21 protein-coding genes are annotated in these 26469 nt (G+C 62.2%); 16 read left to right on the top strand and 5 right to left on the bottom strand.

From position 1 onward, the window contains the following. Window positions 1-41 precede the first annotated feature (41 nt). Window positions 42-2732, bottom strand: coding sequence for a cation-translocating P-type ATPase (locus V5B40_RS01755; RefSeq protein WP_332352847.1), 2691 nt, complete (start codon window positions 2730-2732; stop codon window positions 42-44). A 181-nt stretch (window positions 2733-2913) separates the two neighbouring features. Further along, window positions 2914-4050 (bottom strand): NAD(P)/FAD-dependent oxidoreductase, encoded by a 1137-nt coding sequence (locus tag V5B40_RS01750; protein ID WP_332352846.1) that lies wholly within the window; start codon window positions 4048-4050, stop codon window positions 2914-2916. A 249-nt stretch (window positions 4051-4299) separates the two neighbouring features. Here V5B40_RS01750 and V5B40_RS25075 point away from each other — a divergent pair, with 249 nt between their 5' ends. Next, window positions 4300-4941: a PAS domain-containing protein gene (locus tag V5B40_RS25075; RefSeq protein ID WP_434735820.1), complete on the top strand. Its 642-nt coding sequence runs from the start codon at window positions 4300-4302 to the stop codon at window positions 4939-4941. Next, window positions 4859-5206: a hypothetical protein gene (locus V5B40_RS25070; RefSeq protein WP_434735824.1), complete on the top strand. Its 348-nt coding sequence runs from the start codon at window positions 4859-4861 to the stop codon at window positions 5204-5206. Before V5B40_RS25075 ends, V5B40_RS25070 begins: the two co-directional genes overlap by 83 nt. Before the next feature lie 18 nt (window positions 5207-5224). Here the strand turns inward: V5B40_RS25070 and V5B40_RS01740 are convergent, their stop codons facing one another. The 3 genes from V5B40_RS01740 to V5B40_RS01730 all read right to left on the bottom strand — a co-directional run bounded on the left by V5B40_RS01740 (window position 5225) and on the right by V5B40_RS01730 (window position 9845). Then, complete coding sequence (locus V5B40_RS01740) at window positions 5225-5410, bottom strand: hypothetical protein (RefSeq protein ID WP_332352845.1); 186 nt, start codon at window positions 5408-5410, stop codon at window positions 5225-5227. Window positions 5411-5690: 280 nt separating this feature from the next. Beyond that, on the bottom strand, window positions 5691-9104 hold the full coding sequence (locus V5B40_RS01735) for a mechanosensitive ion channel domain-containing protein (protein WP_332352844.1): 3414 nt from the start codon (window positions 9102-9104) through the stop codon (window positions 5691-5693). A gap of 3 nt (window positions 9105-9107) precedes the next feature. Continuing rightward, window positions 9108-9845 carry an alanyl-tRNA editing protein gene (locus V5B40_RS01730; RefSeq protein ID WP_332352843.1) on the bottom strand — a complete coding sequence of 246 codons (738 nt, stop codon included), beginning with the start codon at window positions 9843-9845 and terminating at the stop codon, window positions 9108-9110. Between the two features lie 539 nt (window positions 9846-10384). Here V5B40_RS01730 and V5B40_RS01725 point away from each other — a divergent pair. From V5B40_RS01725 to V5B40_RS01665, 14 genes are all read left to right on the top strand, one after another. Continuing rightward, window positions 10385-12715, top strand: coding sequence for a type I restriction-modification system subunit M (locus tag V5B40_RS01725; protein WP_332352842.1), 2331 nt, complete (start codon window positions 10385-10387; stop codon window positions 12713-12715). Then, window positions 12712-13806, top strand: a complete 1095-nt coding sequence (locus V5B40_RS01720) for a PDDEXK nuclease domain-containing protein (protein WP_332352841.1) — start codon at window positions 12712-12714, stop codon at window positions 13804-13806. Before V5B40_RS01725 ends, V5B40_RS01720 begins: the two co-directional genes overlap by 4 nt. Continuing rightward, the gene (locus V5B40_RS01715; protein WP_332352840.1) at window positions 13803-15221 is read left to right on the top strand and encodes a restriction endonuclease subunit S; all 1419 of its coding nucleotides are present in this window, start codon (window positions 13803-13805) and stop codon (window positions 15219-15221) included. The genes V5B40_RS01720 and V5B40_RS01715 overlap by 4 nt, the downstream gene beginning before the upstream one ends. Before the next feature lie 35 nt (window positions 15222-15256). After that, window positions 15257-15862 (top strand): type II toxin-antitoxin system toxin DNA ADP-ribosyl transferase DarT, encoded by a 606-nt coding sequence (gene darT, locus V5B40_RS01710; protein ID WP_332353234.1) that lies wholly within the window; start codon window positions 15257-15259, stop codon window positions 15860-15862. 17 nt (window positions 15863-15879) lie between these two features. Beyond that, window positions 15880-16950 (top strand): type II toxin-antitoxin system antitoxin DNA ADP-ribosyl glycohydrolase DarG, encoded by a 1071-nt coding sequence (darG, locus tag V5B40_RS01705; RefSeq protein WP_332352839.1) that lies wholly within the window; start codon window positions 15880-15882, stop codon window positions 16948-16950. 20 nt (window positions 16951-16970) lie between these two features. Beyond that, the gene (locus tag V5B40_RS01700) at window positions 16971-20012 is read left to right on the top strand and encodes a type I restriction endonuclease subunit R (RefSeq protein WP_332352837.1); all 3042 of its coding nucleotides are present in this window, start codon (window positions 16971-16973) and stop codon (window positions 20010-20012) included. A gap of 191 nt (window positions 20013-20203) precedes the next feature. Further along, window positions 20204-20434, top strand: a complete 231-nt coding sequence (locus tag V5B40_RS01695; protein ID WP_332352836.1) for a type II toxin-antitoxin system MqsA family antitoxin — start codon at window positions 20204-20206, stop codon at window positions 20432-20434. 322 nt (window positions 20435-20756) lie between these two features. Beyond that, complete coding sequence (locus V5B40_RS01690) at window positions 20757-21995, top strand: tyrosine-type recombinase/integrase (protein WP_332352835.1); 1239 nt, start codon at window positions 20757-20759, stop codon at window positions 21993-21995. Beyond that, on the top strand, window positions 21992-22282 hold the full coding sequence (locus V5B40_RS25065; protein ID WP_434735809.1) for a DUF4258 domain-containing protein: 291 nt from the start codon (window positions 21992-21994) through the stop codon (window positions 22280-22282). The genes V5B40_RS01690 and V5B40_RS25065 overlap by 4 nt, the downstream gene beginning before the upstream one ends. Beyond that, entirely contained in the window at window positions 22221-22451 is a 231-nt protein-coding gene (locus V5B40_RS01685; RefSeq protein ID WP_332352834.1) for a type II toxin-antitoxin system MqsA family antitoxin, read from the top strand. The genes V5B40_RS25065 and V5B40_RS01685 overlap by 62 nt, the downstream gene beginning before the upstream one ends. Before the next feature lie 124 nt (window positions 22452-22575). Further along, window positions 22576-23445, top strand: coding sequence for a DUF6387 family protein (locus tag V5B40_RS01680; protein ID WP_332352833.1), 870 nt, complete (start codon window positions 22576-22578; stop codon window positions 23443-23445). A 128-nt stretch (window positions 23446-23573) separates the two neighbouring features. Then, on the top strand, window positions 23574-23792 hold the full coding sequence (locus V5B40_RS01675; protein ID WP_332352832.1) for a helix-turn-helix domain-containing protein: 219 nt from the start codon (window positions 23574-23576) through the stop codon (window positions 23790-23792). 9 nt (window positions 23793-23801) lie between these two features. Further along, window positions 23802-24107 carry a CHC2 zinc finger domain-containing protein gene (locus V5B40_RS01670; RefSeq protein WP_332352831.1) on the top strand — a complete coding sequence of 102 codons (306 nt, stop codon included), beginning with the start codon at window positions 23802-23804 and terminating at the stop codon, window positions 24105-24107. After that, a complete protein-coding gene (locus tag V5B40_RS01665; RefSeq protein WP_332352830.1) occupies window positions 24107-26386 on the top strand; it encodes a YfjI family protein in 2280 nt (759 codons plus the stop codon). The genes V5B40_RS01670 and V5B40_RS01665 overlap by 1 nt, the downstream gene beginning before the upstream one ends. Window positions 26387-26469 lie beyond the last annotated feature (83 nt).

Here is a 26469-nt window from a genome sequence, read left to right as displayed (position 1 = left end):
CCAACCATTTGCCTGCCAGCGCCGAGCTCTGCGTGGTCCGGCTACCAGGTCAGCCAGCGCTGCACGAAGCGGTTGTCACGCCGGATCAGGTAGCGCCTTAACTCGTCACCCAACAGGATCGCGACCGCGAACGGCAACGCCAGCGAGACCTCGAACCAGCCGATCGCTGCGGTGCCGAAGAATGGCTGCAGGAACTCGATTTGCGAGATCGCCGCGAGCAGCGCCAGCTCCACCGCGATACCCACCCAGATCAGTTTGTTGCGGAAGATGCCGGCAGACAGGATGCTCTGCCGACGCGTGCGGCAGATCAGCACATCCGCCACCTGGCAGATCACCACGGCCGCAAAGAAGGAAGTCACCGCAGTTCGATAGAGCAAGTCCGAGGTCGGCAACTCGACGCCCCACACCCATCCTCCCCGATGCAGCACGACGAAGAACGCGAAGAAGCCGGCAGCGGCTTGCAGCATGCCGATGATGCCGTAGCTCATACCCAGCAGCGGCCAGGTCAGCAGTCTTTCGTCACGGCGGCGCGGTGCCTGTTTCATCACGTCCTGTTCCGGCAACTCGCGTCCCAGCCCCAGCGCAGGCAATAGGTCGGTGCCGAGGTCAATGGTCAGGATCAGCACCACGGTCAGCGCCAGCGGCGCATCGATCGCCACGAAGGCGATGAAGGGCAATATCTCGGGGACGTTACTGGTCAGGACGTAGGCGATGAATTTCTTGATGTTGGAGAAGATGGTGCGCCCCTCCTCAATGGCCTGCACGATGGTGGCAAAGTTGTCGTCCAGCAGCACCATGTCCGCCGCCTCTTTCGCCACCTCGGTACCGGATACGCCCATCGCCACACCCATGTTGGCATTCTTCAAGGCCGGCGCATCGTTGACCCCGTCGCCGGTGACGGTGACGATCTCGCCCTTCTTCTGCAAGCCCTTGACGATCTGAAGCTTCTGCAAAGGTGTCGAGCGTGCGAACACCAACTCCCGACTATCCAGCAGAACGGAAAGCTCATCCTCGCTCATTTCCAGCAATCGTTCACCCGCCACCACCTGACCATCGCCGGTGAACAGGCCAAGCTGACGAGCGATGGACTCGGCGGTGGTGTGGTAGTCGCCGGTGATCATGAAGACGCGGATGCCTGCGCTGCGGCAGCGGTTGATCGCTTCGGCGATCTCTGGGCGTGGCGGATCGAGCATGCCCACCAGGCCCAGATAGACGAAATCCTCCTCGCTGGCCGTATCGGCGTCGGTCGTCTTGCAGGCGAGCGCCAGCACCCGTTCGCCGCGCGCCGCCAGCACTTCGTACAGCTCCAGCGCGGTACGACGAGCCGACTCATCGAATTCGACCCGCTCGCCGTGATGCAGACGATGTGTGCATTTTGTGAAAACGACCTCGGGCGCCCCCTTCATGCAGGCGAGATTGGGCTGACCGCTCCCAGCTTTGTGCGTGGTGATCATGCGTTTGCTGGCCGAGTCGAACGGGCTTTCATGCAGGCGCGGAAAACGCGCCGCCAGATCGCCGATGGGCTGCAAACCTTGTGCCAGAACCAGCAGGGCGCCCTCGGTCGGATCGCCGAGATAGTGCTGCTCGGTGAGCCGTGCGTTGTTGCACAGCACCATGACGGCCCAGGCATCGGCGAAACCTTCCGCCTGCTGCAGGCCACTCCGATCGGCCGACCATTCGCGCTCGCCCAGCACCAGCGTGGCGACCTGCATCTGGTTCTGCGTGATGGTGCCGGTCTTGTCGGTGCAGATCACCGTGGTCGAACCCAGCGTCTCGACCGCTTCGAGATTCTTGATCAGGGCGTTCTTTTTCGCCATGCGTTTGGAAGCCATGGTCAGCGCCAGCGTCACCGTCGGCAAGAGACCTTCCGGGACGTTGGCCACGATGATGCCGATGGCGAATATCAAACTGCCGATGAGGGGATTGCCGAGCACCATGCTGAGTGCGAAGAACAGCACGCCAAGCCCGATGGCGATGGCCGAGATGACACGGATGAAATGGCGCAGCTCTTTGCGGATCGGCGTCTCCACCGTGCCCGCCTCCTTGGTCAATTGCACGATCTGACCGATCTGCGTGTTCATGCCTGTACCGTACACCAGCGCGCGGCCGTTGCCGCTTTGCACCAGCGTGCCGGAGAACACCATGTTTCGACTCTCCATCAGCCGCTCGTGGGTGCAGGCCACTTTGCGCAACTGCGGTTCGCTCTCTCCGGTCAGGGAGGCATGGTCTACCTTGAGCTGATTGACCTCTAGCAGTCGCCCGTCGGCCGGCACCCGGTCGCCCTCTTCCAGCAGGATGACATCGCCCGGCACCACCAAGCGTGCCTCGATGCGCGATATCTGCCCATCGCGCTGCACCGTGATCATTGGTGGCAGCATGTTGCGAAAGCTCTCCATGATGCGTTCGCTTTGCTGCTCCTGAAGGTAGGTGAACAGCGCGTTGAGCAGGACCACCGCCAGCAGCGCGACGCCGATGTAGAAACTGCCTTCGCCCGGCTTCAGGTAATCGGCAAAGAACGCCAGTGCCGAGCCGACGAAAAGCAGCAGCGCGAAGAAGTTCGCGAACTGGCGCAAGAACTTGACGATCTCGGGGGTCTCTTTGCGTACGCGCAGTTCATTGCTACCGAACTCGAGCAGTCGTTGGGCGGCGTCGGCGCTGCTCAGTCCGTCCCCTGTGCAGCGCAGGCGCTGCCGCAACGCTTCCAGCGGAATGCGGTGCTGGTCAGCAGGCATAGTTGTCTCGTCACGATGAGTCATGGCACGCCTCTCGGTCGGTATCGGGGCCGGGCTTGCGCGGGCAAGGCGCAGCAATGAATCAATCATAATTCGACTCGGCGGCGATGGTTCATCTGGCCGTCGTGCTGACAGTCCTGGGGGTGTCCGTTCTACGGCAAGGGGAGTCCGCTAGCGGCAGCTAGCGGTATTTCCTGAGGTACACGCCCTCGAAAAAGCGCTTGGCCCAGTGGAAGAGGCGCGACGAGGGCAGGATGATCTGGCGCCGTGGGTTGCGAAACACCAGAGTGCCGTGGTCGATGGCGTCGATGATGCAGATCAGTTCAACTTTGAAGGTCGCGCTGGGCGTTTGTCCGCGCAGGCCGGCGAGCACATTCTCTGCCGCGGCGGCGGCCTGCAGGTCGGCCATGTGGGCCTGCTTGGGCATCCACTCGGGGCCGGGAAAGCTGCCGGAGTCGCCGACCACATACAGGTGTTGGCTGCCAACGACACGGCACTGCGCGTCAGCCTGAAGCAGGCCACCCGGCGAACGCGGCAGTGCGGTCGTGTCAAACCAGAGGTTGCCGGTCATGCCGGGCATGAAGAGGATGAGGTCGGCTGCGAACTCGCCACCCGCGGTGACCACCCGGTCGGCCTCGAAGCGCTCCATCTTGTGGCCGAGGTGGGTGCGAATGCCACGCTTGTCCATTTCCGCCAGCAGATAGTTGACCGCTTTCGGGCCGAGACGCTGACCCGGTTCCTTTGACGGATTGAAAAACACCAGCTCGAACTTCTCCCGCCGACCCTCGCGCTTAAGCTGCTCGTCGATGCCGAACAGGAACTCGAACATGGGGCCGCCGCGCACTGCGGCAGGCTCGTTGGGGTTGCCCGCAAAACCCACAGCAATGACACCGCCGTGCATGGCGCGCAGGCGATCACGAATCTTCTCGGCCGCAGCAATCCCCTCGCAGGGGGTGATGGCGTGCTCGATGCCCGGCAGCTTCTTGATGAAGCGCCCGCCGCTGGCAATCACCAGCGCATCGTTACCGACGTCGCCGGCCGTGCTCTCGACGACCCGCCCGCCGTCACGCAGGCCCGTCACCTCGGCGGCCACGTGCATCACCTGCATGCGCCGAAAGAAGTTCGCCAGCGGCACGATCAGCTGTTCGCGCGTGCGCAGACCCGAGGGAATCCAGATCGTGCCGGGAAGATAGTGCAGCTCCGCGCGCGGCGCGATCACGGTGATCTCGACTTTCGGATCGCGGCGGCGGATTTCAAGCACGCTGGAGAGCGCGCCGAAGCCGGCGCCGATGACGGTAATGCGGGTGGGTGGATTCATGAAAGGAGGCTTCTTCTTGTTGACAGGGGGTTGCAGGGGGCTAAAAGGCGGCGCGGCGCATGGTCCTACAAGGCCGAGGGCATCGGCCGTGAAGGGCATCAGCGTTCAGCACTCAAGAATCGTGCCAGCCAGTGGCGGCGCGCAACAGGCCCGGTATTTACAGCGCTTGACGGTGAGCTGACGATTTTCACGGGCTGACGATCGCTGCCGCCTGCCAAAACATGGCAGTATTTGGCAGATCAGACGGTCGTGACATGTCGAGACAGCGCTGATGATGAATGTCTTGACCGTTGCCCCCTTCCCTTCTTCCCCGACCCTTCTCGCGCCGAATTGATTTCCTTCCTCGAGTCGCTTGTCGAGCCGCATATCCTGTGTGATCGGAACTACCGCATCATTGCCGCCAACGACAGGTATCGTGCCAAATGGGAGGGGCAGCAGAAAATCATTGGCCGAACCTGCCACGAGGTATCGCACCGATATAGCGTGCCGTGCGACCAGGCCGGGGGGTCTTGTCCGCTGCTGCGCAGTCTGCGCTCCGGTCAGCGGGAGCGTGTCGTGCATCTGCATCACACCCCGCTCGGCGAACGTCTCGCAGACATCGAGTTGGCGCCCATTCGGAGCGCCGACGGCGAAATGGTCGAGGCCGGAAGCTTCCGGGAGGATCTGTACTATCGCCTGAATGTTTTCCCGATCTTCCTGCCGGCCCTGCGGGAACGGCGGGAGGACATTGTGCTGCTGGCCGAAACACTGCTCCGCCAGAGTCTCTGGCGGACGTTCGCCGCGCCTGAGCCGCGCGGCGATCGGCTGGTTGCGCGACTACGATTCCCCGGGAAATGTCCGCGAACTGCGCAACCTGCTCGAACGTGCCTGCCTGCTGAGCGACAGCGATGAAATCGACCTGCGGCACCTGCCGGCAAGCGCAGCGGGCGGGGGGCAGCGGTCGCTGGCGAGAAAAAGCCTGCCATCGGGGCCAAAATCAGGCCAGAAATTGAAACTCGGCGATGCACAACTGCTCGATCTTGCGGCCAGTTTTCCCGGTAGCCGAAAAGAGCTCGCGCACCATGCCGGTCTGTCGGAACGGACGCTCTACCGGCGCTTGAACGCCCTCGGGGTGCTGGAGCAGGCCGAGAAAAGCCGGCGCAGCGGAACGAAGTAACCGCTTCGCGCGGCTAGCCTATTTGCTCGGCTTCTGGCTGTCAGCCTGTGCCTGTTTTTCCCGCAGTCGCTTGTTCTTGTCCTCACTGCCGAAAAAGACGTAGCGGCCGGCGAGTTCGCAGCCTTTCATTCCCGGATCACAAACCAGGTTGTTCACCTTGGCACATAGGCCCTTGCTTTCATGCGGACAGCCCCACGACGACATGGCAATCTCCAAAAAAGGCGGCGATCAACGCGGCCAGAACGCAAGAAGACAATTACCGTACCACGAGAGCGGCTCCTGGCGTTCTTCACGGTCGGTGCTCATTGCCTTGCTGTAAGCAGTGATGGTATGAGCGCTAGTATAGTGCTGCATCCTTGATGAGACTCTCGGCAATCATCCCCCACCCACGCTCATTGCGAGGAGGCGCAGCCGACGCGGCAATGCAGAGGTTTGGCTTTTCGCGTTGTCAATGCGGGGGAAAATGGCGAGCTCGATTCAGGTGCTACGCTGACGATGGCGTCGCTCCCGGTTCGGCCGTTGGCGTCGTCATGAGGACTTCGAGAGGCGAACCGGTGCTCAAATGCAGGTCGCGTTGCGGGTACGAGATCTTGATTCCGCGTTCGCGAAAGGCCTTGTCGATGGCCATGTGCAGTTCGTGCGTGACGATGCCGCGGTTGAGGACCACGCGTGTGAACACGCGCAGCTCGAACTCCATACCGTTTTCGCCGAAACGCAGAAACAGCGTCGCGGCCGCTGGCTCGTCGACCACGCTTTCGTTGTTCAGCGCGACCTCCATCAAGGTCTCGACAACCTGCTCCGTGTCGCTTCCGTAGGCGACGGTCAAGGGGACGATCAAGCGCGTGATGGGGTCGGACAGGGTCCAGTTGATGCAATCCTGGGTAATGAAGGTCTTGTTCGGGATGAGCAGTTCCTTGCGATCCCAGTCGCTGATGGTCGTGGCGCGGATGTGGATGCGCGTCACCGTGCCGGTATGGCCGGCAATGGTCACGATGTCGCCGACGCGAAACGGCCGCTCGAAGAGAATGACGATGCCGGAAACGAAATTGGCGACGATTTCCTGCAGGCCGAAGCCCAGGCCGACGCCGAGCGCCGCGATCAGCCATTGCAGCTTCGTCCAGTCGATGCCGAGAAGATTCGACGCGGCGATCAGGCCGACGAGAACGATCAGGTAGTTCAGCAGCATGGTTATGGCATAGCCGGTGCCGGGTGCCAGATCGAAGCGGCTGAGAACGGCCACTTCGAGCGCACCGGGCAGGTTCCGGATGGCGATGATGGCGATGGCGAAAACCGTCGCCGCGACGATCAGGCTCCAGAGGGTCACCACCTGCTGTGGTAGCGTGCCGTCGCCAGCGCCGATGCGCCAGAGGACGATCTCGTCAAGCGTGCGCACCGCCGGCAACAGGCCTTGCCAGATCGACGCCATGGCAAAGGCAATGCCGATCAGGACGAGCAGGCGGAGCAGTGCGCGCGTTTGCCGGCTGATCGTGTGACGGTCGATTTCGTAGCTCTGCAAGGCTTCCGGAATGGCGTCGGCCGCGCGTTCGGCCGCCTGGCGATCAATCGTTCGCGTGCCCGAATCCCGGCTCGCCTGACGCGCCTCGCGCGCCCGTGCCAGCGCCATTCGCCGCTCGAAGACGGAGAAAGCGCGCTCGAGCGTGGCGTGCACAAGCGTCGCCATGGTGATCAGCACGATCGACTGCATGGTCAGCCGCAGCAACTGTGAAGCGGTGTAATGGTAGCCAAGCAGGGAAAGGCCAATCGTTGCCAGCGCGATGAGCATCAGTGCCGGATACCACAGGTAGACGATGTACCACAGCCAGTTGTCGCCGTCGGTCGCGGCGAGACTGAGGCGCGACAGGCGCCACAGCCGGGAAGCGATCCAGACAATAGCCAGACAGAACACGATCAGGGAAATCCGTCCCAGGCCGTCGCGAATCTCGGGGGCGGCGTGCACCGAAACCAGGAGCATGACGATGGTGATCGGCACGAAGAGCAGCATCAGCCGCCGGGTGTTGCGGCGCAGCAGGGTCAGCGTCGACAGACTCCAGTCGAAATGCACGGCGGCGACGCCCTTGGCGCGAACCAGTTGCAGGAGGAACTCCATGAACAGGATCAGGACGCCACCCGTCATGAGCGCGGTCTCCAGGCTGCGGGCGAAACCCGTATGGCTGTGAGTCAGGTAGGCCAGTCCGAACAGCACCAGCGCCGGCGGCAAGGCAAGTGCCGCGGTGATCGCGAAAGCTTCCAGGGTCAGTGCCAGATCGTCAGACTGCACCTTGCCGATCCGCGGCGCCATGCGCTCCAGGCGCTGCTTCAAGCGGTCACGGCTGGCGCTGGCCAGCACCAGGAGCAGCAGCAGACCAAGGAATCCCGGCAGCCGATCGTCCAGATTCCTGACCACGGCCTGACGGACATCGCGCCAGTGCGCCGGCTCGGAAAGCCAGGCCATGGAATCCGCCGCGGCGCGCAGCGTTTGCAGGCCCATCGGTTGCGCGCTGGGAATCCAGAACAGATGGCTCTCGAGCGCATCACGGTAAGTATGCGAGCGATCGGAGAAATACTTGAGCTGGGTGAGCAGCACGGACAGTTCATCGGCGTAGCGCGCCTGCTCATTTTTCAGGCGGGTGATCAGGCTGCGGCGCTGTTCGAGCAGGCGGTCGATCGCCGCGCCCCAGTCCTGGGTCGCGCCACGCAGCAGCTTTTCCAGCGCCGGCTTGCTGGGCAGGTCGTAGGGCGGGCGCTTCTCCTCGAGTTGAAAGAGGGCAATGCGGCTGGCCTCCAGTTCGCCTTCCGCCCTGCTCCGGGCGTTCTCGATGTTGATGGCGTCCGAAGCCTTGTCCCTTTCCTGGCGCAAGGCGATACCGAAGGCCGCCGAGGCCTCGAGCTGATTGAGATTGAGCAAACGATCGAGCGTTTCCAGCTTGCTGTTGAGCAGCGACACGGCGCCACGCAGGCGAGCGCTCTCGGCTTCCGCCTGCTGCCTTTTTACCAGTATTTCGTCGATCAATCTGGACAGGCGGATATTGCCCTCGGCAAAACCCAGCAAGTCCTCTGGCGCCGCACCCAGCGACTGCATGAAGGCCTCAAGATCGCTGACCAGTGCACTGACGCCGGCTTTGTGAACGCGACTCAGCAGCGCTTGCAGGGCGGCGATGTAGTCCGTCGTGCTGGCCAGCTGGTCGGCCAGCAGGTCGGCTTCGGCCTCCATCAGCGCCAGACGTGCCGGTCGGCTGGCCAGGCGCTCGCTGAAGGCCTCGATTCGCGCCAGCCCGAGGCGCTTGTCGGCAGCGCGAGCGGCTGCCTCGGCCAGCTGAGCCTGCTCGGAGGTGCCGCCTGCACGTGCGCTGTTGTCGACCTTGTCCACGCTCTCTTGCGCGGTGCTGAGCAGTTGCTTGAGCGCCAGAGCGCGTTCTGACTGCACGCTGGATTGCACCCGGGAGAGCTTGGTTCGCAGAATGGCTTCGTCACCCACGGCCTCCAGAAGCGCCTGCTCGACAACGCTCGGCGGCTGCTTTTCGAGGTCTTTGCCGACTTTCGGCGGTCGGTAGGCTTGCTGCTCGGCGCGCAATCGCTGCCGCTCGCGGGGCAGGTCGCGCAGCGCCTGCGCATAGGCGCGAGCCTCCTCTTCAAAGCGCTCGGCAGCTTCGATGCGGGCGATGGCCAGCCGATACAGGGCGGTGATTTCGGCTTTCTGCGCAGCGCTGAGAGTGGCCGACTGCTCGACCGAGGCCAGGCGCTGCTGCAGGTCGGCAATACCCGGCAAGAGCGTTTCCTGGGCACCGAGCAGCGACGCCCAGAGCAGAACGATGAGCATGATGGCGCGGCGGGCAATGGCCGCCAGAGATGTCGCCCGGCCAGGAGCCGGTCTTCCCTGTCCGCGCAAGGGCATGGACATTGCTCAGTCCGCGCTATCGACCAGCGGCGCGAAGCCGATCACGACGCGGCGTGTCATTGCCGATTTCTTCTCGATGCGGGTGACGATGACGGCACCGACTTCGGCCGTATTCGCCACATGGGTGCCGCCGCAGGGTTGCAGGTCGACGCCTTCGATCTCGAGCACGCGCACCCGCCCCAGGCCGCGCGGCGGCTTGACGCTCATGCTGCGCACCAGACCGGGGTTGGCATCGAGCTCGGCTTCCGTAATCCAGCGCTGGCTGACCGGGTGCGCCCCGTCGACCAGGCGCGCCAGGCCCGCGTTCAGAGCCTGCTTGTCGAGCGGCGCAGTCATGTGGAAGTCCAGGCGCGCGTAATCGGCGGTGATCGAACAACCGTCGACCGGCTGTGGAACCAGCGCGCACAGCAGGTGCGTGGCGGTATGAAAGCGCATGTGCCGTTGCCGGCGCGGCATGTCTAGCTGAGCAGTGACCGGCGTTCCGACGCTCAGGAGCGCCAGCAACGCCTGCTGCCCGGCGGCCGGCAGGTGCAGAACCTCGCCCGGGAACGCGCCCTTGCGGGTATCGAAGATCTCCAGCTCGCTACCGTCAGGCAGGATCAACAAGCCTCGGTCACCCGCCTGGCCGCCGCCCAGCGGATAGAAAACCGTGCGATCGAGTTGCACGCCGCGCTCGTCGACGCGCGTTATGCGGGCGTTGCAGGTGGCAAGGGAAGCGTCGTCGCGAAACAGCTCTTCGGTCATCGGAGGTCCTTCAAGGAAAGCTGCACCCGCCGAACCTGTCCCTGCGGGCGATCAAGGCGAACTGAGGATTCCGAGTGTATACCGCTACGCGGAAGCCGGAAAGAAGAAGCCCTCTTAAAAAATTGGCTAAATGGCTGAATCGATTGGCAGTGTGAGGGAAAGTTGAAGCACCGACTGACCGATCGATTCTTGGGCATATGCCGTTGCCTTCGCGAAGCTTGCTCGCTTGATTGCTTCGCTTGGCTCGCAATGACGACTACGCTGCTACCCGCTCCAGCCGCGACGCCGTCACTGCGAGAAACCAACAACGCGGCAATCGCGCATAGCTTTCTGGAAGCGAGCATCGTGACTTGCCCACCGTTTTCCGGTAACCAGCGCCCTGATTTTTCCCCTTAGTTGCCTCGCCTCAGCCGTGATTCATGCGTTTCGGGTTATGCTCTGGCTGAATATTCGGCATGCCTGACACTTGCGACACACTGTCCGTTTCCGTAGTAAGTGGGCTCGCCTCACCCAGTCAAAGATTTGCAACGGAAGCGCTGATGGACCAGGCAACACATAACAAGATCGTCTCCTTCATCTGGGGCATCGCCGACGATGTCCTGCGCGACCTCTTCAGGCGCGGCAAGTACCCTGACGTGATCCTGCCGATGTGCGTCATCCGGCGCATGGACGCGGTGCTCGAACCGACCAAGCTGGCGGTGCTGGCGACCAGGAGGATGCTCGACGATGCGCGCATCACCGAGCAGCGCGCCGCGCTTTGCGCTGCCGCCGGCCAGGCTTTCTACAACGCCTCGAAATTCACCCTGCGCGATCTCAAGTCGCGCGGTAGCCAGCAGCAACTCCTGGCCGACTTCGAGGACTACCTGAACGGCTTCTCGCCGAACGTCCAGGACATCCTCGAAAACTTCAAGTTTCGCAACCAGTTGCAGACGCTGTCGCGCTCCGACTCGCTAGCCACACTGATCAACAAGTTCCTCGACCCGGGCATCGATTTCTCGCCGGCCGGCATCGACAATCACTCGATGGGCACCGTTTTCGAGGAGCTGGTGCGCAAGTTCAACGAGGAGAACAACGAGGAAGCCGGCGAGCACTGGACGCCGCGTGACGCCGTGCGTCTGATGGCGAACTTGGTGTTCCTGCCCATCGAGTCCGAGATTCGCTCCGGCACCTACCTGCTCTACGACTGCGCCTGCGGCACCGGTGGCATGCTCACCGTCGGCGAGGAGACGCTCACCGCCATCGCCGCCAGGCGTGGCCAGCAGGTCAGGAGCCTGCTCTATGGCCAGGAAATCAACCCCGAGACCTACGCCGTCTGCAAGGCCGACATGCTGCTCAAGGGCGAGGGCGAAAGCGCCGAGCACATCGTCGGCGGCGCCGAATGGTCGACGCTGGCGCACGACGCCTTTCCCGCGCAGGAGTTCGACTTCATGCTCGCCAATCCACCCTACGGCAAGAGCTGGAAGAAGGATCTCGAGGCCATGGGCGGCAAGGACGGCATGCGCGACCCGCGCTTCAAGGTGATGCACGACGGCGAGGAGCTGTCGCTGGTCACGCGCTCCAGCGACGGTCAAATGCTCTTCCTGGCCAACATGGCGTCGAAAATGAATAACAAGTCGGCGCTCGGCAGCCGCATCGCCGAGGTGCACAACGGTTCGTCGCTGTTCACCGGCGACGCCGGCCAGGGCGAGAGCAACATCCGCCGCTGGCTGATCGAGAACGACTGGCTCGAAGCCATCGTCGCCCTGCCGCTCAACCTCTTCTACAACACCGGCATCGCCACCTACATCTGGGTGCTCTCCAACCGCAAACCCGCGCACCGCCAGGGCCAGGTGCAACTGATCGACGCCAGCCAGTGGTTCAAGCCCCTGCGCAAGAACCTCGGCAAGAAGAACTGCGAACTCTCGCCCGACGACATCGAGCGCATCAGCCAGACCTTCCTCGATTTCAGGGAAACGCCCGAGTCGAAGATCTTCGCCAACGACGCCTTCGGCTACTGGAAAGTCACCATCGAGCGCCCGCTGCGCCTGCATAGCCAGCTTGCGCTGAAAACCATCGCAACACTGCGCTTCGCCTCCGGCGACGAAGAGCTGCGCGCCGCCCTTTACGATGAATTCGGCGATGGCCTGTTCACGGACTTCGCGAAACTCGCCGCCACGTTGGAACCACGTCTGGCCAACTGGGGTGCCGACGAGGATGAGAGTGGAGAGGGCGCAGCGGGCGACGAAAGCGACAACTCTGGGGCCGCCGGCGCCAGAAAAGGCCTGCCCGAGAACCGGAAAAAGAAGCTGCTCGACGCGCGGACCTGGGCGCGTGACAGTCGCCTGTTCGAAGTCGCGACGCTGCTGCGTAGTGCGCTCGGCGATCGGCTCTTCGCGGACCACAACGTCTTTCGCGACCGCGTCGACGCCGCGCTCAGGAAAGCGGGCGTCAAGCTCCCGGCCCCCGACCTCAAGCAGATCCTCAAGGCCGTCAGCTGGCGCGCCGAAGACGCGCCGCCGGTCATCGCCAAGACACACAAACCCGGCAAGGCCAAGGCCGACCCGCTGCGCGGCCTGTGCGAAGCCAGCGTCGACGGCAAGCCCGCCGTCGTCGAGTACGAGCCCGACGCCGACCTGCGCGACACCGAGCAGGTGCCGTTTCTGGAGGACGGCGGCATCGAAACCTTCGTCCGCCGCGAAGTCCTGCCCTATACGCCCGACGCCTGGATCAAGGCAGCGGCCACCCGGGTCGGCTACGAGATCAGCTTCACGCGGCACTTCTACAAAGCGCAACCGCTGCGCACGTTGGAGGAGATCAGCGCCGACATCCTGGCCATCAAGAAGGAAGCCGAGGGGCTGCTGGATGGGTTGCTGAAGACGCCACAGCCATGAAGAAGAGCCTTCCCCAGCAATCGGAACCGGCCCGCGTAGACGCGGCAACGCCTGCACCCGAACTCGCTACGCTGCTCGCCAGCCTGCGGGAACTCATCCAGCGTGCTCGTGAGCAGGCACTGCGCGCCGTCGATCAGGTCCAGGTCCATACCTGTTGGCGCGTCGGGTATCACATCGTCGAGTTCGAGCAGGGTGGCGCCGTCCGCGCGGCCTATGGCAAACGCTTGCTGGCTGAGCTGGCCGAGCGTCTGACTGCAGAGTTCGGCAAGGGCTTCGACGCCTCAAACCTCCGTTACATGAGGTTGTTTTACAAGACATTCCAAAATCGTGACGCGCTGCGTCACGAATTGAGCTGGACCCACTACCGCGCCCTGCTGCGTGTGGAGGATAACGAGGCACGGCAATGGTACATGCACGAGGCAGCCGACCAGCACTGGGGCACCCGCGCCCTTGGCCGTCAGATCGGCACTCTCTACTATGAGCGCCTGCTGGCCAGTCAGGATCGAGAATCCGTCCGCAGCGAGGCGGCAACCAAGACAGCGGAATTGGCCCATACCCCACGGCAGTTCATCCGCGACCCGGTAATGCTGGAGTTCCTAGGCCTGCCGGGCGTCGGTCGCCTGCTCGAATCCGAACTCGAAGCCGCCCTGCTCGGGAAGCTGCAAGACTTCCTGCTCGAACTGGGCAAGGGCTTCGCCTTCGTCGCGCGGCAACAGCGCGTCAGCACCGAGAGCAAGGATTTCTACGTCGATCTGGTTTTCTACAACTACCTGCTCAAGTGTTTCGTACTCTTCGACCTCAAGACTGGCGAGCTGACACACCAGGACATCGGCCAGATGGACATGTACGTGCGCATGTACGACGACCTGCGCCGCGGTCCCGACGACAGTCCCACCGTCGGCATCATCCTCTGCGCTCAAAAGGACAAATCAGTGGTCCGCTACTCGGTTCTCGACGGCAACGAACAGCTCTTCGCCAGCCGCTACAAACTCATCCTGCCCAGCGAAGAGGAACTGCGCGCCGAACTGGTGCGCGAGCAGCGGTTGTTGGCGGAGCGAGTCGACGACGAGGGGCAGAGACCAACGCCATGATTGCCGACCTCAAGCCATACGCGAAATACCGCCAAGCCGAAGGAGGATGGTTAGGTGAAATTCCGTCGCATTGGACCATTCGCCGCATGAAGTACGTCGTACGCGAGATCAACGATCGCTCTACGAGCGGCAAGGAGCAGTTGCTGCGCATCTCGCAGTTCACCGGCGTAACGCAGCGCCACCGAGCTGATGGGTTGGACGGACCAGACACACGCGCCGAATCGTTGGTCGGCTACAAGCGTGTTGAACCCGACGATCTGGTAATCAACATCATGCTTGCGTGGAACGGGAGCATGGGCGTTTCACGCTACGCCGGCATAGCGAGTCCGGCGTATTGCGTTTACCGCTTCGGACAGGATGTGCATCCGTGGTACTTCCACAACCTACTGCGCTCGCCCGATTATAAAGCTCGCATAAAAGCGTCATCGACTGGCGTCGTAGAGAGTCGGCTCCGGCTTTATTCCGATGACCTTGGTCGTATCGAAGCGATGCTACCCCCACCAGCCGAGCAGGCAGCAATCGTGCGGTTTCTTGACTGGGCAAGCGGGAGCCTAGAGCGGGCCATCCGGGCGAAGCGGAAGGTGATCGCGCTGCTCAACGAGCAGAAGCAGGCCATCATCCACCGAGCCGTCACGCGTGGCCTTGACCCCTCCGTTCGCCTCAAGCCCTCTGGCATACCCTGGCTCGGCGACATTCCGCAGCATTGGGACGTGATACCGCTCAAGCGAACATGCAGCCTCGTTCGTGACGGCACGCATTTGCCGCCGGCTCGGACGCCGACAGGCTTTCCTCTCTTGAGCGTCAGGAACATGGTGGGCGGCCGCCTTGTTCGAAGGCCAGACGACAGTTTCATCTCGAAGACGGACTTCGACATGCTGAACCGATCGTTCGTCGTGCGACCCCAAGACGTGTTGATGGCAATCGTGGGCGCGACGCTCGGGAAGGTTGCAGTTGTGGAAGACATCGGCCCCTTCCAACTCCAGCGTAGCGTGTCGATTCTTCGCCCGCGCCCTGAAGTCATGGCCTACCCGTTCTTGGCGACATTCCTTCGAAGCGCTGGGTTGCAGGAACACCTGTGGAAATCAGTGGCATTCTCCGCACAGCCTGGGATTTATCTCGGCTTTGTGGCCAACATTCCGGTGCCAATACCGCGGACCATCGCAGAGCAAGTTGCCATTTGCAACGGCCTGCAATTAGAACTCGCACCAGTAGACACAGCCCTTTCCCGAATGGAACGTGAGATCGACCTCCTCCGCGAATACCGCACCCGCCTCGTCGCCGACGTGGTGACCGGTAAGCTCGATGTGCGCGAAGCGGCGGGGCGATTACCCGACGAAGCGCCGCCCGACATCGCCGACGACGACCCGTACCTGGACGAAGAGACTGAACCCGGCGATGAGGAAGCCGCAGCGTGAGCCTCGTGCCGGCTCGACCCAAGCTCTACCACATCATGCATGTGGACCGGCTGCCGTCGATTGTCGGCGATGGCTGCCTGTGCTCCGATGCTCAAGTACAGCGTCGCGCAGCACCCGGCACCACGATTGGCATGAGTGTCATCAAGCAGCGGCGGCTGACCGAGCTGAGCTTGAACAGCCATCCGGACCTGCGCGTGGGCGACTGCGTACCATTCTATTTTTGCCCGCGTTCGGTCATGCTCTATCTCATTTACCAGGGCAATCATCCGGAACTCGACTACCGTGGCGGGCAGGCGCCGATCATCCATCTTGAAGCCGACTTGCAGGCGGTGGTCGCCTGGGCCAAGCAGCAGCCGAGACGCTGGGCGTTCACCCTGTCGAATGCCGGCTCGCGCTTCTTCGAGGATCGCTGCGATCTGGCGCAGCTCGATGAAATCGACTGGAATGCCGTCCGGGCCGATGACTGGCGACCGTGCAAGGAAGGCAAGCAGGCCGAATTTCTGCTGGAGCAGAGCTTTCCGTGGGAGCTGGTCGAGCGCATTGGCGTGCACTCGCGAACCATCTTCCAGCAGGTGGCTAACGCCCTGCCCACCGAAGGCCATCGGCCGCTGGTCGAAATCCTTCCCGCGTGGTACTACTAAACAAGGAGGTGGCAGCGATGATCGAATACACCGGCGGGGACATCCTGAAATGCGAGGTGGAAGCGCTCGTCAATACGGTCAACTGTGTGGGGGTCATGGGGCGTGGCATCGCATTGCAGTTCACACGCATGTACCCCGACAACTTCAAGGCCTACGCCGTGGCTTGCCAGCGCGGCGAAGTGCAACCGGGGCGACTGTTTGTCCATGAGACGGGGCAGCTGGCGCCACGCTACATCATCAACTTTCCGACCAAGCGGCACTGGCGCGGCAGCAGCCGCATCGAGGACATCGAGTCAGGATTGGCCGCGCTGGTGGCGCTGATCCACGACAGGCCGATACGCTCCATCGCCATTCCACCACTAGGCTGCGGTCTGGGCGGACTGGACTGGGCGCAGGTCAGGGTGCGCATCGAGGCAGCGCTGGCAAACCTGAGCGATGTGCGGGTGATCGTATTCGAACCCAATGGCGCACCGACATCGACCACGATGGCCCGCAGTCGTGAAGTACCGCGGATGACCGCTGGCCGCGCGGCGCTGGTGGAACTGATGCGCCGCTACCTCGCTGGCTTGCTCGATCCCTTCGTGACCCTGCTGGAAGTCCACAAGTTGATGTATTTCATGCAGGAGGCGGGCGAGCCTTTGCGGCTGAAGTACGAAAAGGCGCCTTACGGACCTTACGCCACGAATCTGCGCCATGTTCTGAACGCCATCGAAGGTCATCTGGTATCGGGCTATGCCGACGGCGGCGACACACCGAGCAAGCCGCTGTCGCTGGTGCCGGGCGCGGTCGAAGACGCTACGGCTTTCCTCGCCAGGAATCCTGAAACCCGTGCACGTTTCGACAGAGTGGCGTCGCTGACGGAAGGCTTCGAGTCGCCGCTCGGCCTCGAGCTGTTGGCAACGGTGCATTGGGTGATGAACAACGAGGACGTCTCGAACACTGATCACGTCGTCAGCCGTGTCCATGCCTGGAACCCGCGCAAGCAGCAGTTCACGCCCCGGCAGATCGGTATCGCCGCTGAGTTGCTGGTGAAAGATGGCTGGATTGCGCGGGACGCACCCGAGCAGCGTCGAAGTGGCGTCGGCTGATCGTTTGAAGGGTGCTCACCATGACGCTTGCCGACACCAGCGAGAAAGGCCTCGAAACGCTGATCATGCGCCACATGACCGGCACGGACGGTCTCGCGGTGATCCCGAACCAGATCGCCAGGCCACCTGCGCCGTATGGGGGCACCGGCTACGTTGCCGGTAGCGCGCGCGATTACGACCGCGCACACGCGCTCGACGTGGCGCAGCTTTTCGCCTTTCTACGCGCCACCCAGCCCGCGGCATTCGGGAAGCTGGCGATCGCCGACGCGAACGACACCAGGGACATCAAGCGCCTCAAGTTTCTCACCCGCCTCTCGGCGGAGATCGGCAAGCGCGGCGTCATCGACGTGCTGCGCAAGGGTGTAGCGCATGGACCGCTGCACTTCGCCCTGTTCTACGGCACGCCCTCGGTGGGCAATGCCCGGGCCGAGGCGCTGCACGCGCAGAACCGCTTCTCGATCACCCGCCAGCTCGCCTACAGCCTGGACGAGACGCGGCGGGCACTCGACCTGGGCCTGTTCATCAACGGCCTGCCGATCGCCAGTTTCGAGCTGAAGAACAGCCTCACCAGGCAGACCGTCGACGACGCCGTCCAGCAGTACACGCGCGACCGCGATGCGCGCGAGCGGCTGTTCGAGTTCGGCCGCTGCGCGGTGCACTTCGCGGTCGACGACAGCGAGGTGAGGATGTGTACGCAGCTTGCCGGCAAGCGCTCGTGGTTCCTGCCGTTCAACAAGGGTCATCTCGACGGCGCCGGCAACCCGCCCAACGCGCAGGGCCTGAAGACCGATTACCTGTGGAAGGAAGTGCTCACCCCGGCGGGGCTGACCGACATCATCGAGAACTACGCGCAGATCGTCGAGGAAAAGGACCCGCGCAGCGGCAGGAAGAAGCGCAGTCAGATTTGGCCGCGCTACCACCAGCTCGGGGTCGTGCGCCAGGCGCTGGCCGACGTACGTGCGCACGGTGCCGGCAGGCGTTACCTGATCCAGCACTCGGCGGGCAGCGGCAAGTCGAACTCCATCGCCTGGCTGGCACACCAGCTCATCGGGCTGCAGCGCGACAGCGATCAAGTAAGCCAGACCAATCGGGAGGTCTTCGACTCGGTCATCGTGGTCACCGACCGGCGCCTGCTCGACCAGCAAATCCAGACGACGATCAGGCAATTCATGCAGGTCGGCGCGACGGTGGGCCACGCCGAGCGCTCCGGCGACCTGCGCCGCTTCATCCAGGAGGGCAGGAAGATCATCGTCTCGACGGTGCAGAAATTCCCCTTCATCCTCGACGAGATCGCCAGCGAAGCCGGCAAGACCTTCGCCATCGTCATCGACGAGGCCCACTCGAGCCAGGGTGGCAAGACCTCGGCGGCGATGAGCGAGGCGCTCGGTGGTGCGACGGCGAGCGATGAGGACGAAGGTCCAGACCCCGAGGACACGGTGAACGCCGCTCTCGAAAAGCGCATGGCGGCGCGCAAGATGCTGCGCAACGCCAGCTACTTCGCTTTCACCGCCACACCCAAAAACAAGACGCTGGAGATGTTCGGTGAGCCGCTGCCGCCCGACGCCGCAGGCAGGATCAGGCATCGGCCTTTCCACAGCTACACCATGAAGCAGGCGATCGAGGAGGGCTTCATCCTCGACGTGCTCAAGGCCTACACGCCGGTGGACAGCTACTACAAGCTGATCAAGAAGAGCGCGGACGACCCGGAGTTCGACACCCGCAAGGCGCAGAAAAAGTTGCGCCGCTATGTCGAAGGCCATGAGCACGCCATCCGGCTCAAGGCCGAGATCATGGTCGACCACTTCCACGAGCAGGTGATGGCGGCCGGAAAGGTCGGCGGACAGGCGCGGGCGATGGTCATCAGCAGCGGCATCGAGCGGGCTATCCAGTACTTCCACGCCTGTGCAGCGTACCTGCTGGAGCGCAAGAGTCCGTACCAGGCAATTGTCGCTTTCTCGGGCGAGCACGAATACGCGGGCGTCAAAGTGAGCGAGGCCTCGCTCAATGGCTTCCCGATCGGCGACATCGCGGCAAAGGTCCGGACCGACCCCTATCGCTTCCTGATCTGCGCCGACAAATTCCAGACCGGGTACGACGAGCCACTGCTGCACACGATGTATGTCGACAAGCCGCTTTCCGGTATCAAGGCGGTGCAGACGCTGTCGCGACTCAACCGCGCCCACCCGCAGAAGCACGACTGCTTCGTGCTCGACTTCCAGAACAACAGCGAGGCAATCGGCTTCGCCTTCCAGGACTACTACCGCAGCACCCTGCTCGCCGACGAGGCCGACCCCAACAAGCTGCACGACCTGAAGGCGGCGCTGGATGCCGCGCAGGTCTATTCACCCGAGCAGATGCAGCAGGTGGTGGAGCTGTTTCTCGGCGGCGCCGACCGCGACCAGCTAGACCCGATCCTTGATGCCTGCGTGGCGATCTACGAGCAGCAACTCGACGAGGATGGCCAGGTGGCGTTCAAAGGCAAGGCCAAGGCCTTCTGCCGCAGCTACAGCTTTCTCTCGGCGGTGATTCCGTACAGCAACCTCGCGTGGGAGAAACTCTCGATCCTCCTCGACCTGCTGACGCCCAAGCTGCCGGCACCGCAGGAAAAGGATCTCGCCAGGGGCATCCTCGAAGCGATCGACATGGACAGCTATCGCGTCGAGAAGCAGGCGGCGATGAAGATCGCGCTGGCGGACGAGGATGCGGAAATCGAGCCTGTCCCGACCGACGTCAGTGGTGGCGGCGGCCACAGCCAGCCAGAATTCGACCGCTTGAGCAACATCCTGAAGACCTTCAACGAGCAGTTCGGCACTCTGTTCACCGACACCGACCGTGTCGCCAGGCGCATCCGCGAGGATATCGCGCCGAGAGTCGCTGCCGACGCGGCCTACCAGAACGCCAAGGAAAACACGCCGCATACGGCACGCATTGCCCACGACCAGGCGCTGAGCCGGATGATGCAGGCGCTACTGCAGGACGACACCCAGGTTTACAAGCAGTTTGTCGAGAACGAAGCCTTCCGGCGTTCGGTCAGCGACATGGTGTATGCGATGACGGGATAGACGACAGCAGCGCTCAAGCGAGCGTGGCCGTCGTCAGCGTGCCGCGGCGGCGATCTCGGCGCTGCTCCACCTTGACCCGATGCTAGCGTCAGTCGATGCGACAACCCCGGCGACGATGAGCGCATCATGATTACCGTCTATGAACCTAATCCCGCCCTATGGCTGGCGGAGCTGGCAACGAGGATACACCCATGAAATGCCCAATTTGCCGACACGGCAAAACCCGCTCCGGTAGCGTGACCGTTCCACTCGAACGCAACGGCATGACCATCGTTTTCCGCGAAGTTCCGGCGCTGGTGTGCGAAAACTGCGGAGAAACCTTCCATGAAGAAGCCGTTACCGCTGCCTTGCCGGAGCAAGCCAAACAGGCTGCGGCGGCAGGCGTGGAAATCGACGTGCGGCGCTTCGCCGTGGCGGCATGATCCTGCATACGACGGAAGTCGCCCCCGTTAAAGACAAGACGGGAAGCCTAGACAAAAGCCCGACAGCAAAAAGCCCCGGCTTTTGACCGGGGCTAAATGTTTGGTTCTTTGGTGGTGATGGGTGGAATTGAACCACCGACCTATGGGTTATGAATCCGTGAGTCCAGCAAGACCTATGGGTTCATGAACCTTAACAGAGCTATACACAGCCTGTCATTGCGACTAAACTCACCTTAACGGGGTTACACAAAACAGGACGGTTTTTGGCCTGACATGTAACCCCGGCGTAACCCCAGATTCCCCAAGGGCATAAGGAGAGGTCATGAACGATACCGCGAAGCTGCAATTCAACAAGGAAAAGCTGCTCGCTCTGCCGCTACCCGCAGTGGGCTCGCGGTCGACTTATCACGACACCAAGGCGCCGGGCCTGCAACTGCGCGTGTCGGCAAGCGGCGTGAAAACCTTTTCGATGTACCGGCGCACGAAAGGCGGCGGGCCGGAACGCGTGACCCTCGGGCGATTCCCCGCGATGACCGTAGAGCAGGCGCGCAAGGCAGCAGCCATGGTGAATGCTGAAATCGAGGATGGTGCAAACCCTGCGCAGGCGAAGCGTGTGCTCAAAGGGGAACCGACGCTCACTGAGGTCTTCGCCGAGTACGGCAGGCGACACGGGGAGAAAAAGCAAGCGTGGGCTGCCGATCAACAGCGCTTCCGTGACTACCTGCAGCCCTCCCTTGGCAAGCGGAAATTGGCGACAATCACGCGTGCGATGATCGCCCGGACACTTTCCGACGCCGAGAAAACCGGCAAGGCCGTGGCGACTGTGCGCAATATTCGCGCCCTTGCATCAAGCATCTTCGGCAAGGCAATCGAATGGGGATATGTCGACGCCAACCCGGCACAAGGTGTCACGATTTCGGGCGCCAAGGTAAGCCGTGATCGCTTCCTCCGGTCCGACGAGCTTCCCCGCTTCTTCCAATCGCTGGCGGAAGAGCAGAACGAGACCTTGCGAGACTACATCCTGCTGGCGCTGCTGACCGGCGCGCGTCGCGCCAACTTGCTCGCGATGCGCTGGAAAGAAGTCAACCTGAAAGAGTCCGTCTGGCGGATTCCCAATACGAAGAACGGCACGCCGCAAAACGTAACGCTTTCGCCTGAAGCGGTGACCATTCTGCAAGCACGACAGGACACCGCCGAGAGCGGCGCCGTTTTTGTTTTCCCGGGAACCGGCGAGAGCGGTCATATCGAGGAACCGAAAAAAGCTGTCATTCGCGTCATGGACCGGGCCGGCATCCCCTACGGCAGGAACACTCCGGACGGCGTAACGCTGCATGATCTGCGCCGGACCTTGGGCAGCTGGCAGGCCAAGACAGGTGCATCGCTGGCGATCATTGGCAAGAGCTTGAACCACAAGAGCCAGCAGGCGACCGCAATCTATGCCCGTCTCGACCTTGACCCGGTGCGGGCGTCTGTCAATACGGCAACTGCGGCTATGATGGAAGCTGGCGGAATGAAAAACGCAGCGGAGGTGCTGCCCATGCCGAAGCGGGGCAATGCGTGAAGCTGATTTATCGACAGCATGCGGTGCGGCGGATGTTCGAGCGCCGCATATCGACTGCCGACGTTGGCGCGGCGCTGGCGTCGGGGCGCGTAATCGAAGACTACCCGACCGATACGCCCTACCCTAGCTGCCTGTGGCTGGGCTTCGCCGGCAACCGCCCTTTGCATCTGGTATTCGCCGACAACCCCGACGATGGCGAGCGGACCTGGCCACGAGGAAGAACCCATGAAATGCCCTATCTGCCGACACGGCGAAACCCACCCCGGCGCTATCACTGTTCCACTTGAACGCGACGACGTGGTGATTGTTTTCCGCGAGGTTCCGGCGCTGGTGTGCGAGAACTGCGGCGAAGCTTTCCATGACGATGCAGTTACTGCTGCCTTGCTGAAGCAAGCCGAACAGGCAGCGGCGGCGGGTGTGGAAATCGACGTGCGGCGCTTCGCGTTGGCCGCGTAAGCTGAGGAAACCTAAGTTTTTCTGCGCCTAGCCCGAGGCTGATCCCCGAGGGCGAAAACCGGGACACCCTTGCCCGGCTTGGCGCGGCATCCTTCATCGAGGGTTGAGCGCGAAGGGACGCCAGGTGAGCAGACTGCTAAGAAAAGCATCTGAGTTGCCCGATTGGTTTGACCGTAGCAATTACGACGCGGCTGCATATCTTGATGCAGCCGGGTGGTATGAGCAGCTGTCCGTTCGCCGAGTAATTTCGTACATGGTCAATGATTGGCCTCATCCGAGTCAGAACGTCATCGATGCGATTAGCGTCGTCCGAAAATCACCGATCGTGGATGTAATGCAATTGGACCGGGAAATGGCAGTCTGCTATTTTATGGGCGGCGCGCTATGGGAACTTAAGAATAAGACGCTACGGTATTCATATGGTGTGCATCTGGCAACCGTTCGTGAGTTGTACCTTACAGAGAGAGGAATCTACGATTCGAAGCGTGACTATGCACGCGGGTTCTTCGCTCAAATCTTCGACGACGATGACTTCTTCGATCGGAAGGAGATAAAGTACAAACACCAAGACTGGATAGATGAACCGGTAGATAACGTATCTCTATCACGCGACCATCAGATCACTCTCCAGGCCAACCTGAACCTGCCAGACGGAGTATTGATAGAGCAGTTCGAGCAGCTTCTGAAGAGGGAAAGGAGGTCCAGAACTCCACGGGTCCGCCAGCCACGACCGTCTTCTCGAAGACCCAACTTCGCCAATTGGATTTCTTTTGCCGTGCTGCCCTACCTTGACCTACGCAACTGGGCAGATCAAAACAACGTGTCTATTCCAAATAGAGTAATGGCCGACGCCATATTCCCCGCAGGAGAAGGAGGCGAAGAGGTTGTACGAAAGACCACAGCGCCTCTCGCCAAAGAGCTTCTAACAGACAAACACTTGGAGTTGCTGTCCTCGTTGGCCGCTCAAGAAATTGCGGAAGGCAACGACGCCTAATTTCTTCCGGAAAAATCAGCTTGTCCTCGCAAGCCTCGAAACGACTTTAGGCTTTCTCTATCGTTCGCACCATGAACTGCGCTGTGCGGTTCTGAACTGCAACATGCAGTTCCTTACTGGAGCGAACGATGACCATTCAAAGCATCACCGAAGCAACCCGCGACCTTCTCGACGAGAAAGAGGCGGGGCTGTTTCTCGATACGGCCCCCGGCACGCTGTCCGTTTGGCGTAGCACCGGGCGTTACAACCTTCCCTTTGTGAAAATCGGGCGCAAGGTACGATACCGACGGGCCGATCTGCTCGCCTGGCTGAAAAAGCGCACCCGTGAATCCGGCGCGACCGAGTAAAGGAGCGCCATGAACCTCACTTCCCGCACCACACATACACGACCCTTCGATTACACGTGTCTCCCTGATCCGCTCGCCTACTACGCTACCGAGCTTGAACGCCTGCGGGCAAGCGGCAGGCGCGCATCGGCGTGCTGCCCGTTTCACGACGATACCCATCCCAGTCTGACGTTGAACCTTGCCACCGGGGCGTTCCGCTGCCACGTTCCCGAGTGCGGCGCACACGGGCGGGGCGTGCTGGACTTCCACATGGCCCGCTACGGCGTCGGCTTTGTCGCTGCCGCCAAAGCGCTGCGCGCTTGGAGGATGCCCTGATGACAGCACAAGAAGAAAACACCACAGCCGCCAATAAGCGAACTGCCACACTGGACAGAGTGTTGCGCTATGCCGTGCAAAAAGGCGGCGTCAGGTCAAACCAAATCGAGTTGGCCGAGACCCGCTGGGGCGTGCTGGTGGACCGTCTCTCGCAGATGCAGCTTGGACCGCGCGTCGATAATCCGGAAAGCGTGCCAGCGCTGATATATGCCGACTTCAAGGCAGGAGCCACGCGCCGCGATGTTGATGTGCTGGCGATGACGGCGCTCGTTCTCGACATCGACAAGGATGCCAATCTTGACCAACTCCGCGCGGCGCTAACTGGTCGCGAATGCGCGATCTACACGACCAAGCGCAGTACCTGCGCAGCGCTGCGGCTGCGTGCAGTACTACCACTCGCTGTGCCCGTTTCGGCACGCGACTGGTCCACCACCTACCGGCAATCTGCCGCGGAGCTGACGCTCTCAGGCTTGGACCCTTGTGCCGAAAAGCTCTCACAGCCATTCTTGGCGCCACCTGGTGGTGGCTATTTCGAACACCTGACCGGCGAATGGCTGGATCCTGGGCCGTACATCTCTGCAGCGAGGCTTGCGGAATACGACGCGCTGCCGCAGCCAGAGCCGATCCGCATTACCTTGCTGTCGGTGCCACCGCTTGACCCGGACCTGATTCCCGATGCGTTTCGCGAATGGATCGCCGACACCGCCTACCGCATGCAATGCCCGATCGATTTCTGTGCCGTCGGCGCCATCGGCATCTTGGCCGCAGTCGTGGGTGCCGGCATCGGCATCAAACCGAAGCGCAAGGACGATTGGCTGATCGTGCCCAATCTGTGGGGTGGTGTGATTGGTCCGCCGTCAAAGAAGAAGACGCCGGCGCTGGCAGAAATGATCAAGGCACTGGGGCGGCTGGAAAAGCTCGCCACCGATAGCACCCAGCAGGCCAAGACCAAGGCTGCCGACCCGGAAACCAAGGCACGCCAAAAGCTTCTCGATGCCGAACTCAAGGATGCTATCAAGGCAGACATGCTCGCCAAGCGCACCGCGAGCGCAGCCGCCGCCTATGCCGAAGCGACCGACGGCAGCGGCATACCATCCGACCAAAACTGCGTCGACGACACGACAACGCCAGCCAAGCGCACGACGACATCCCGCCAGCGCCTGCCGTCTCCACCGACACGCAACGTCGCCGAGATCAAGCTCGAAATGGCCAATCTGAGCACGCGACCAACGGGCAACCTGCAAGAGCGCTTCCGCACCAACGACACAACCATCGAGGCTTTGCATGAATTGCTGAGTGCCAACCAACGCGGCATCCTGGTCTTCCGGGATGAGCTTGTCGGGCTGCTTCGTGGCTGGGACAAGCAAGGGCGCGAACAGGACCGTGGCTTCTACCTCGAAGCGTGGAATGGCCAGGGCAATTTCCCACTCGACCGCATCGGGCGCGGGCATGTCATCTGCGACAACATGTGCGTGTCCATCCTCGGTGGCACCCAGCCTGACAAGGTCCGCAACTACCTCTACCAGGCTCGAACCGAGAACGATGGCATGATGCAGCGCTTCCAGTTGCTCACCTATCCCGACGTTAAGCCTTTCGTGAAAATGGTGGACGAATACCCCGACGGCCCCGCTCGCGAGCGTGCTTTTCACATCATCGAGACGCTGGCGCGCACCGACTTCGAGAGCCTTGCTCCGCCCGGCTCCTACGACAAAACCCCTTTCTTGCGCTTTGCCGAGGACGGCGCGCAAGCCCTGTTTATCGAGTGGTATGAGCGCTTGCACCGCGAAAAGCTGGAGGACCCCGACGAGGCCCCCCTGATCGTCGAGTATCTTTCAAAGCAACCCAAGACAATGGCCAGCCTGGCACTGCTCTTCCATCTGGTCGATCGCGCCGAGGCCATCGCCGCCGGCGAGCCGGTCGGCGCCGTCAGCCTTGCCGCTGCCGCACGCGCCGCCGACTGGTGCACTTACCTCGAAGCCCACGCCCGCCGCATCTACGGCCTGGCTGCCAATCTGCAATCACAGGCTGCCGCCGCGCTGGCCGAACGCATTGGCAAGGGTCAGCTTGACGACTTGGGTGGCACCGAAGGCTTCACCGCGCGCGACATCTATCGCAAGCAGTGGAGCCTTCTCGACGACCGCGAGATCGTGGATGAGGCGCTTCGTGAACTGGTGGACGCCGGTTGGTTGCTGCAATCGGTTCAGGCGGCCGGGTTTCAGATGCGCGGCCATGTGCGCTATCGCGTCAATCCGAAAGCGCGAGCTTCGCAAAATGGGTGAATGGATGCAGCGAGCCGCGCTAATCGAGGCTGACACTGCCAGCGTGCACCAGCGCCAACTCGCTACCCCAGGGCATCCGGAAA

The organism is Candidatus Accumulibacter meliphilus, assembly GCF_036625345.1.
GTDB lineage: Bacteria > Pseudomonadota > Gammaproteobacteria > Burkholderiales > Rhodocyclaceae > Accumulibacter > Accumulibacter meliphilus.
This window is presented reverse-complemented; position numbering and strand designations above follow the sequence as displayed.

Bases quoted from the DNA above. Each gene is read 5' to 3' on its own strand.
- V5B40_RS01700 (WP_332352837.1), top strand. From the start codon at position 16,971: ATGACGCTTGCCGACACCAGCGAGAAAGGCCTCGAAACGCTGATCATG.
- V5B40_RS01740 (WP_332352845.1), bottom strand. From the start codon at position 5,410: ATGTCGTCGTGGGGCTGTCCGCATGAAAGCAAGGGCCTATGTGCCAAG.
- V5B40_RS01735 (WP_332352844.1), bottom strand. From the start codon at position 9,104: ATGTCCATGCCCTTGCGCGGACAGGGAAGACCGGCTCCTGGCCGGGCG.
- V5B40_RS01725 (WP_332352842.1), top strand. From the start codon at position 10,385: ATGGACCAGGCAACACATAACAAGATCGTCTCCTTCATCTGGGGCATC.
- V5B40_RS01670 (WP_332352831.1), top strand. From the start codon at position 23,802: ATGAACCTCACTTCCCGCACCACACATACACGACCCTTCGATTACACG.
- V5B40_RS01675 (WP_332352832.1), top strand. From the start codon at position 23,574: ATGACCATTCAAAGCATCACCGAAGCAACCCGCGACCTTCTCGACGAG.
- V5B40_RS01755 (WP_332352847.1), bottom strand. From the start codon at position 2,732: ATGCCTGCTGACCAGCACCGCATTCCGCTGGAAGCGTTGCGGCAGCGC.
- V5B40_RS01665 (WP_332352830.1), top strand. From the start codon at position 24,107: ATGACAGCACAAGAAGAAAACACCACAGCCGCCAATAAGCGAACTGCC.
- V5B40_RS01685 (WP_332352834.1), top strand. From the start codon at position 22,221: ATGAAATGCCCTATCTGCCGACACGGCGAAACCCACCCCGGCGCTATC.
- V5B40_RS01690 (WP_332352835.1), top strand. From the start codon at position 20,757: ATGAACGATACCGCGAAGCTGCAATTCAACAAGGAAAAGCTGCTCGCT.
- darG (WP_332352839.1), top strand. From the start codon at position 15,880: ATGATCGAATACACCGGCGGGGACATCCTGAAATGCGAGGTGGAAGCG.
- V5B40_RS01695 (WP_332352836.1), top strand. From the start codon at position 20,204: ATGAAATGCCCAATTTGCCGACACGGCAAAACCCGCTCCGGTAGCGTG.
- V5B40_RS01750 (WP_332352846.1), bottom strand. From the start codon at position 4,050: ATGAATCCACCCACCCGCATTACCGTCATCGGCGCCGGCTTCGGCGCG.
- V5B40_RS01720 (WP_332352841.1), top strand. From the start codon at position 12,712: ATGAAGAAGAGCCTTCCCCAGCAATCGGAACCGGCCCGCGTAGACGCG.
- darT (WP_332353234.1), top strand. From the start codon at position 15,257: ATGCATGTGGACCGGCTGCCGTCGATTGTCGGCGATGGCTGCCTGTGC.
- V5B40_RS01730 (WP_332352843.1), bottom strand. From the start codon at position 9,845: ATGACCGAAGAGCTGTTTCGCGACGACGCTTCCCTTGCCACCTGCAAC.
- V5B40_RS01715 (WP_332352840.1), top strand. From the start codon at position 13,803: ATGATTGCCGACCTCAAGCCATACGCGAAATACCGCCAAGCCGAAGGA.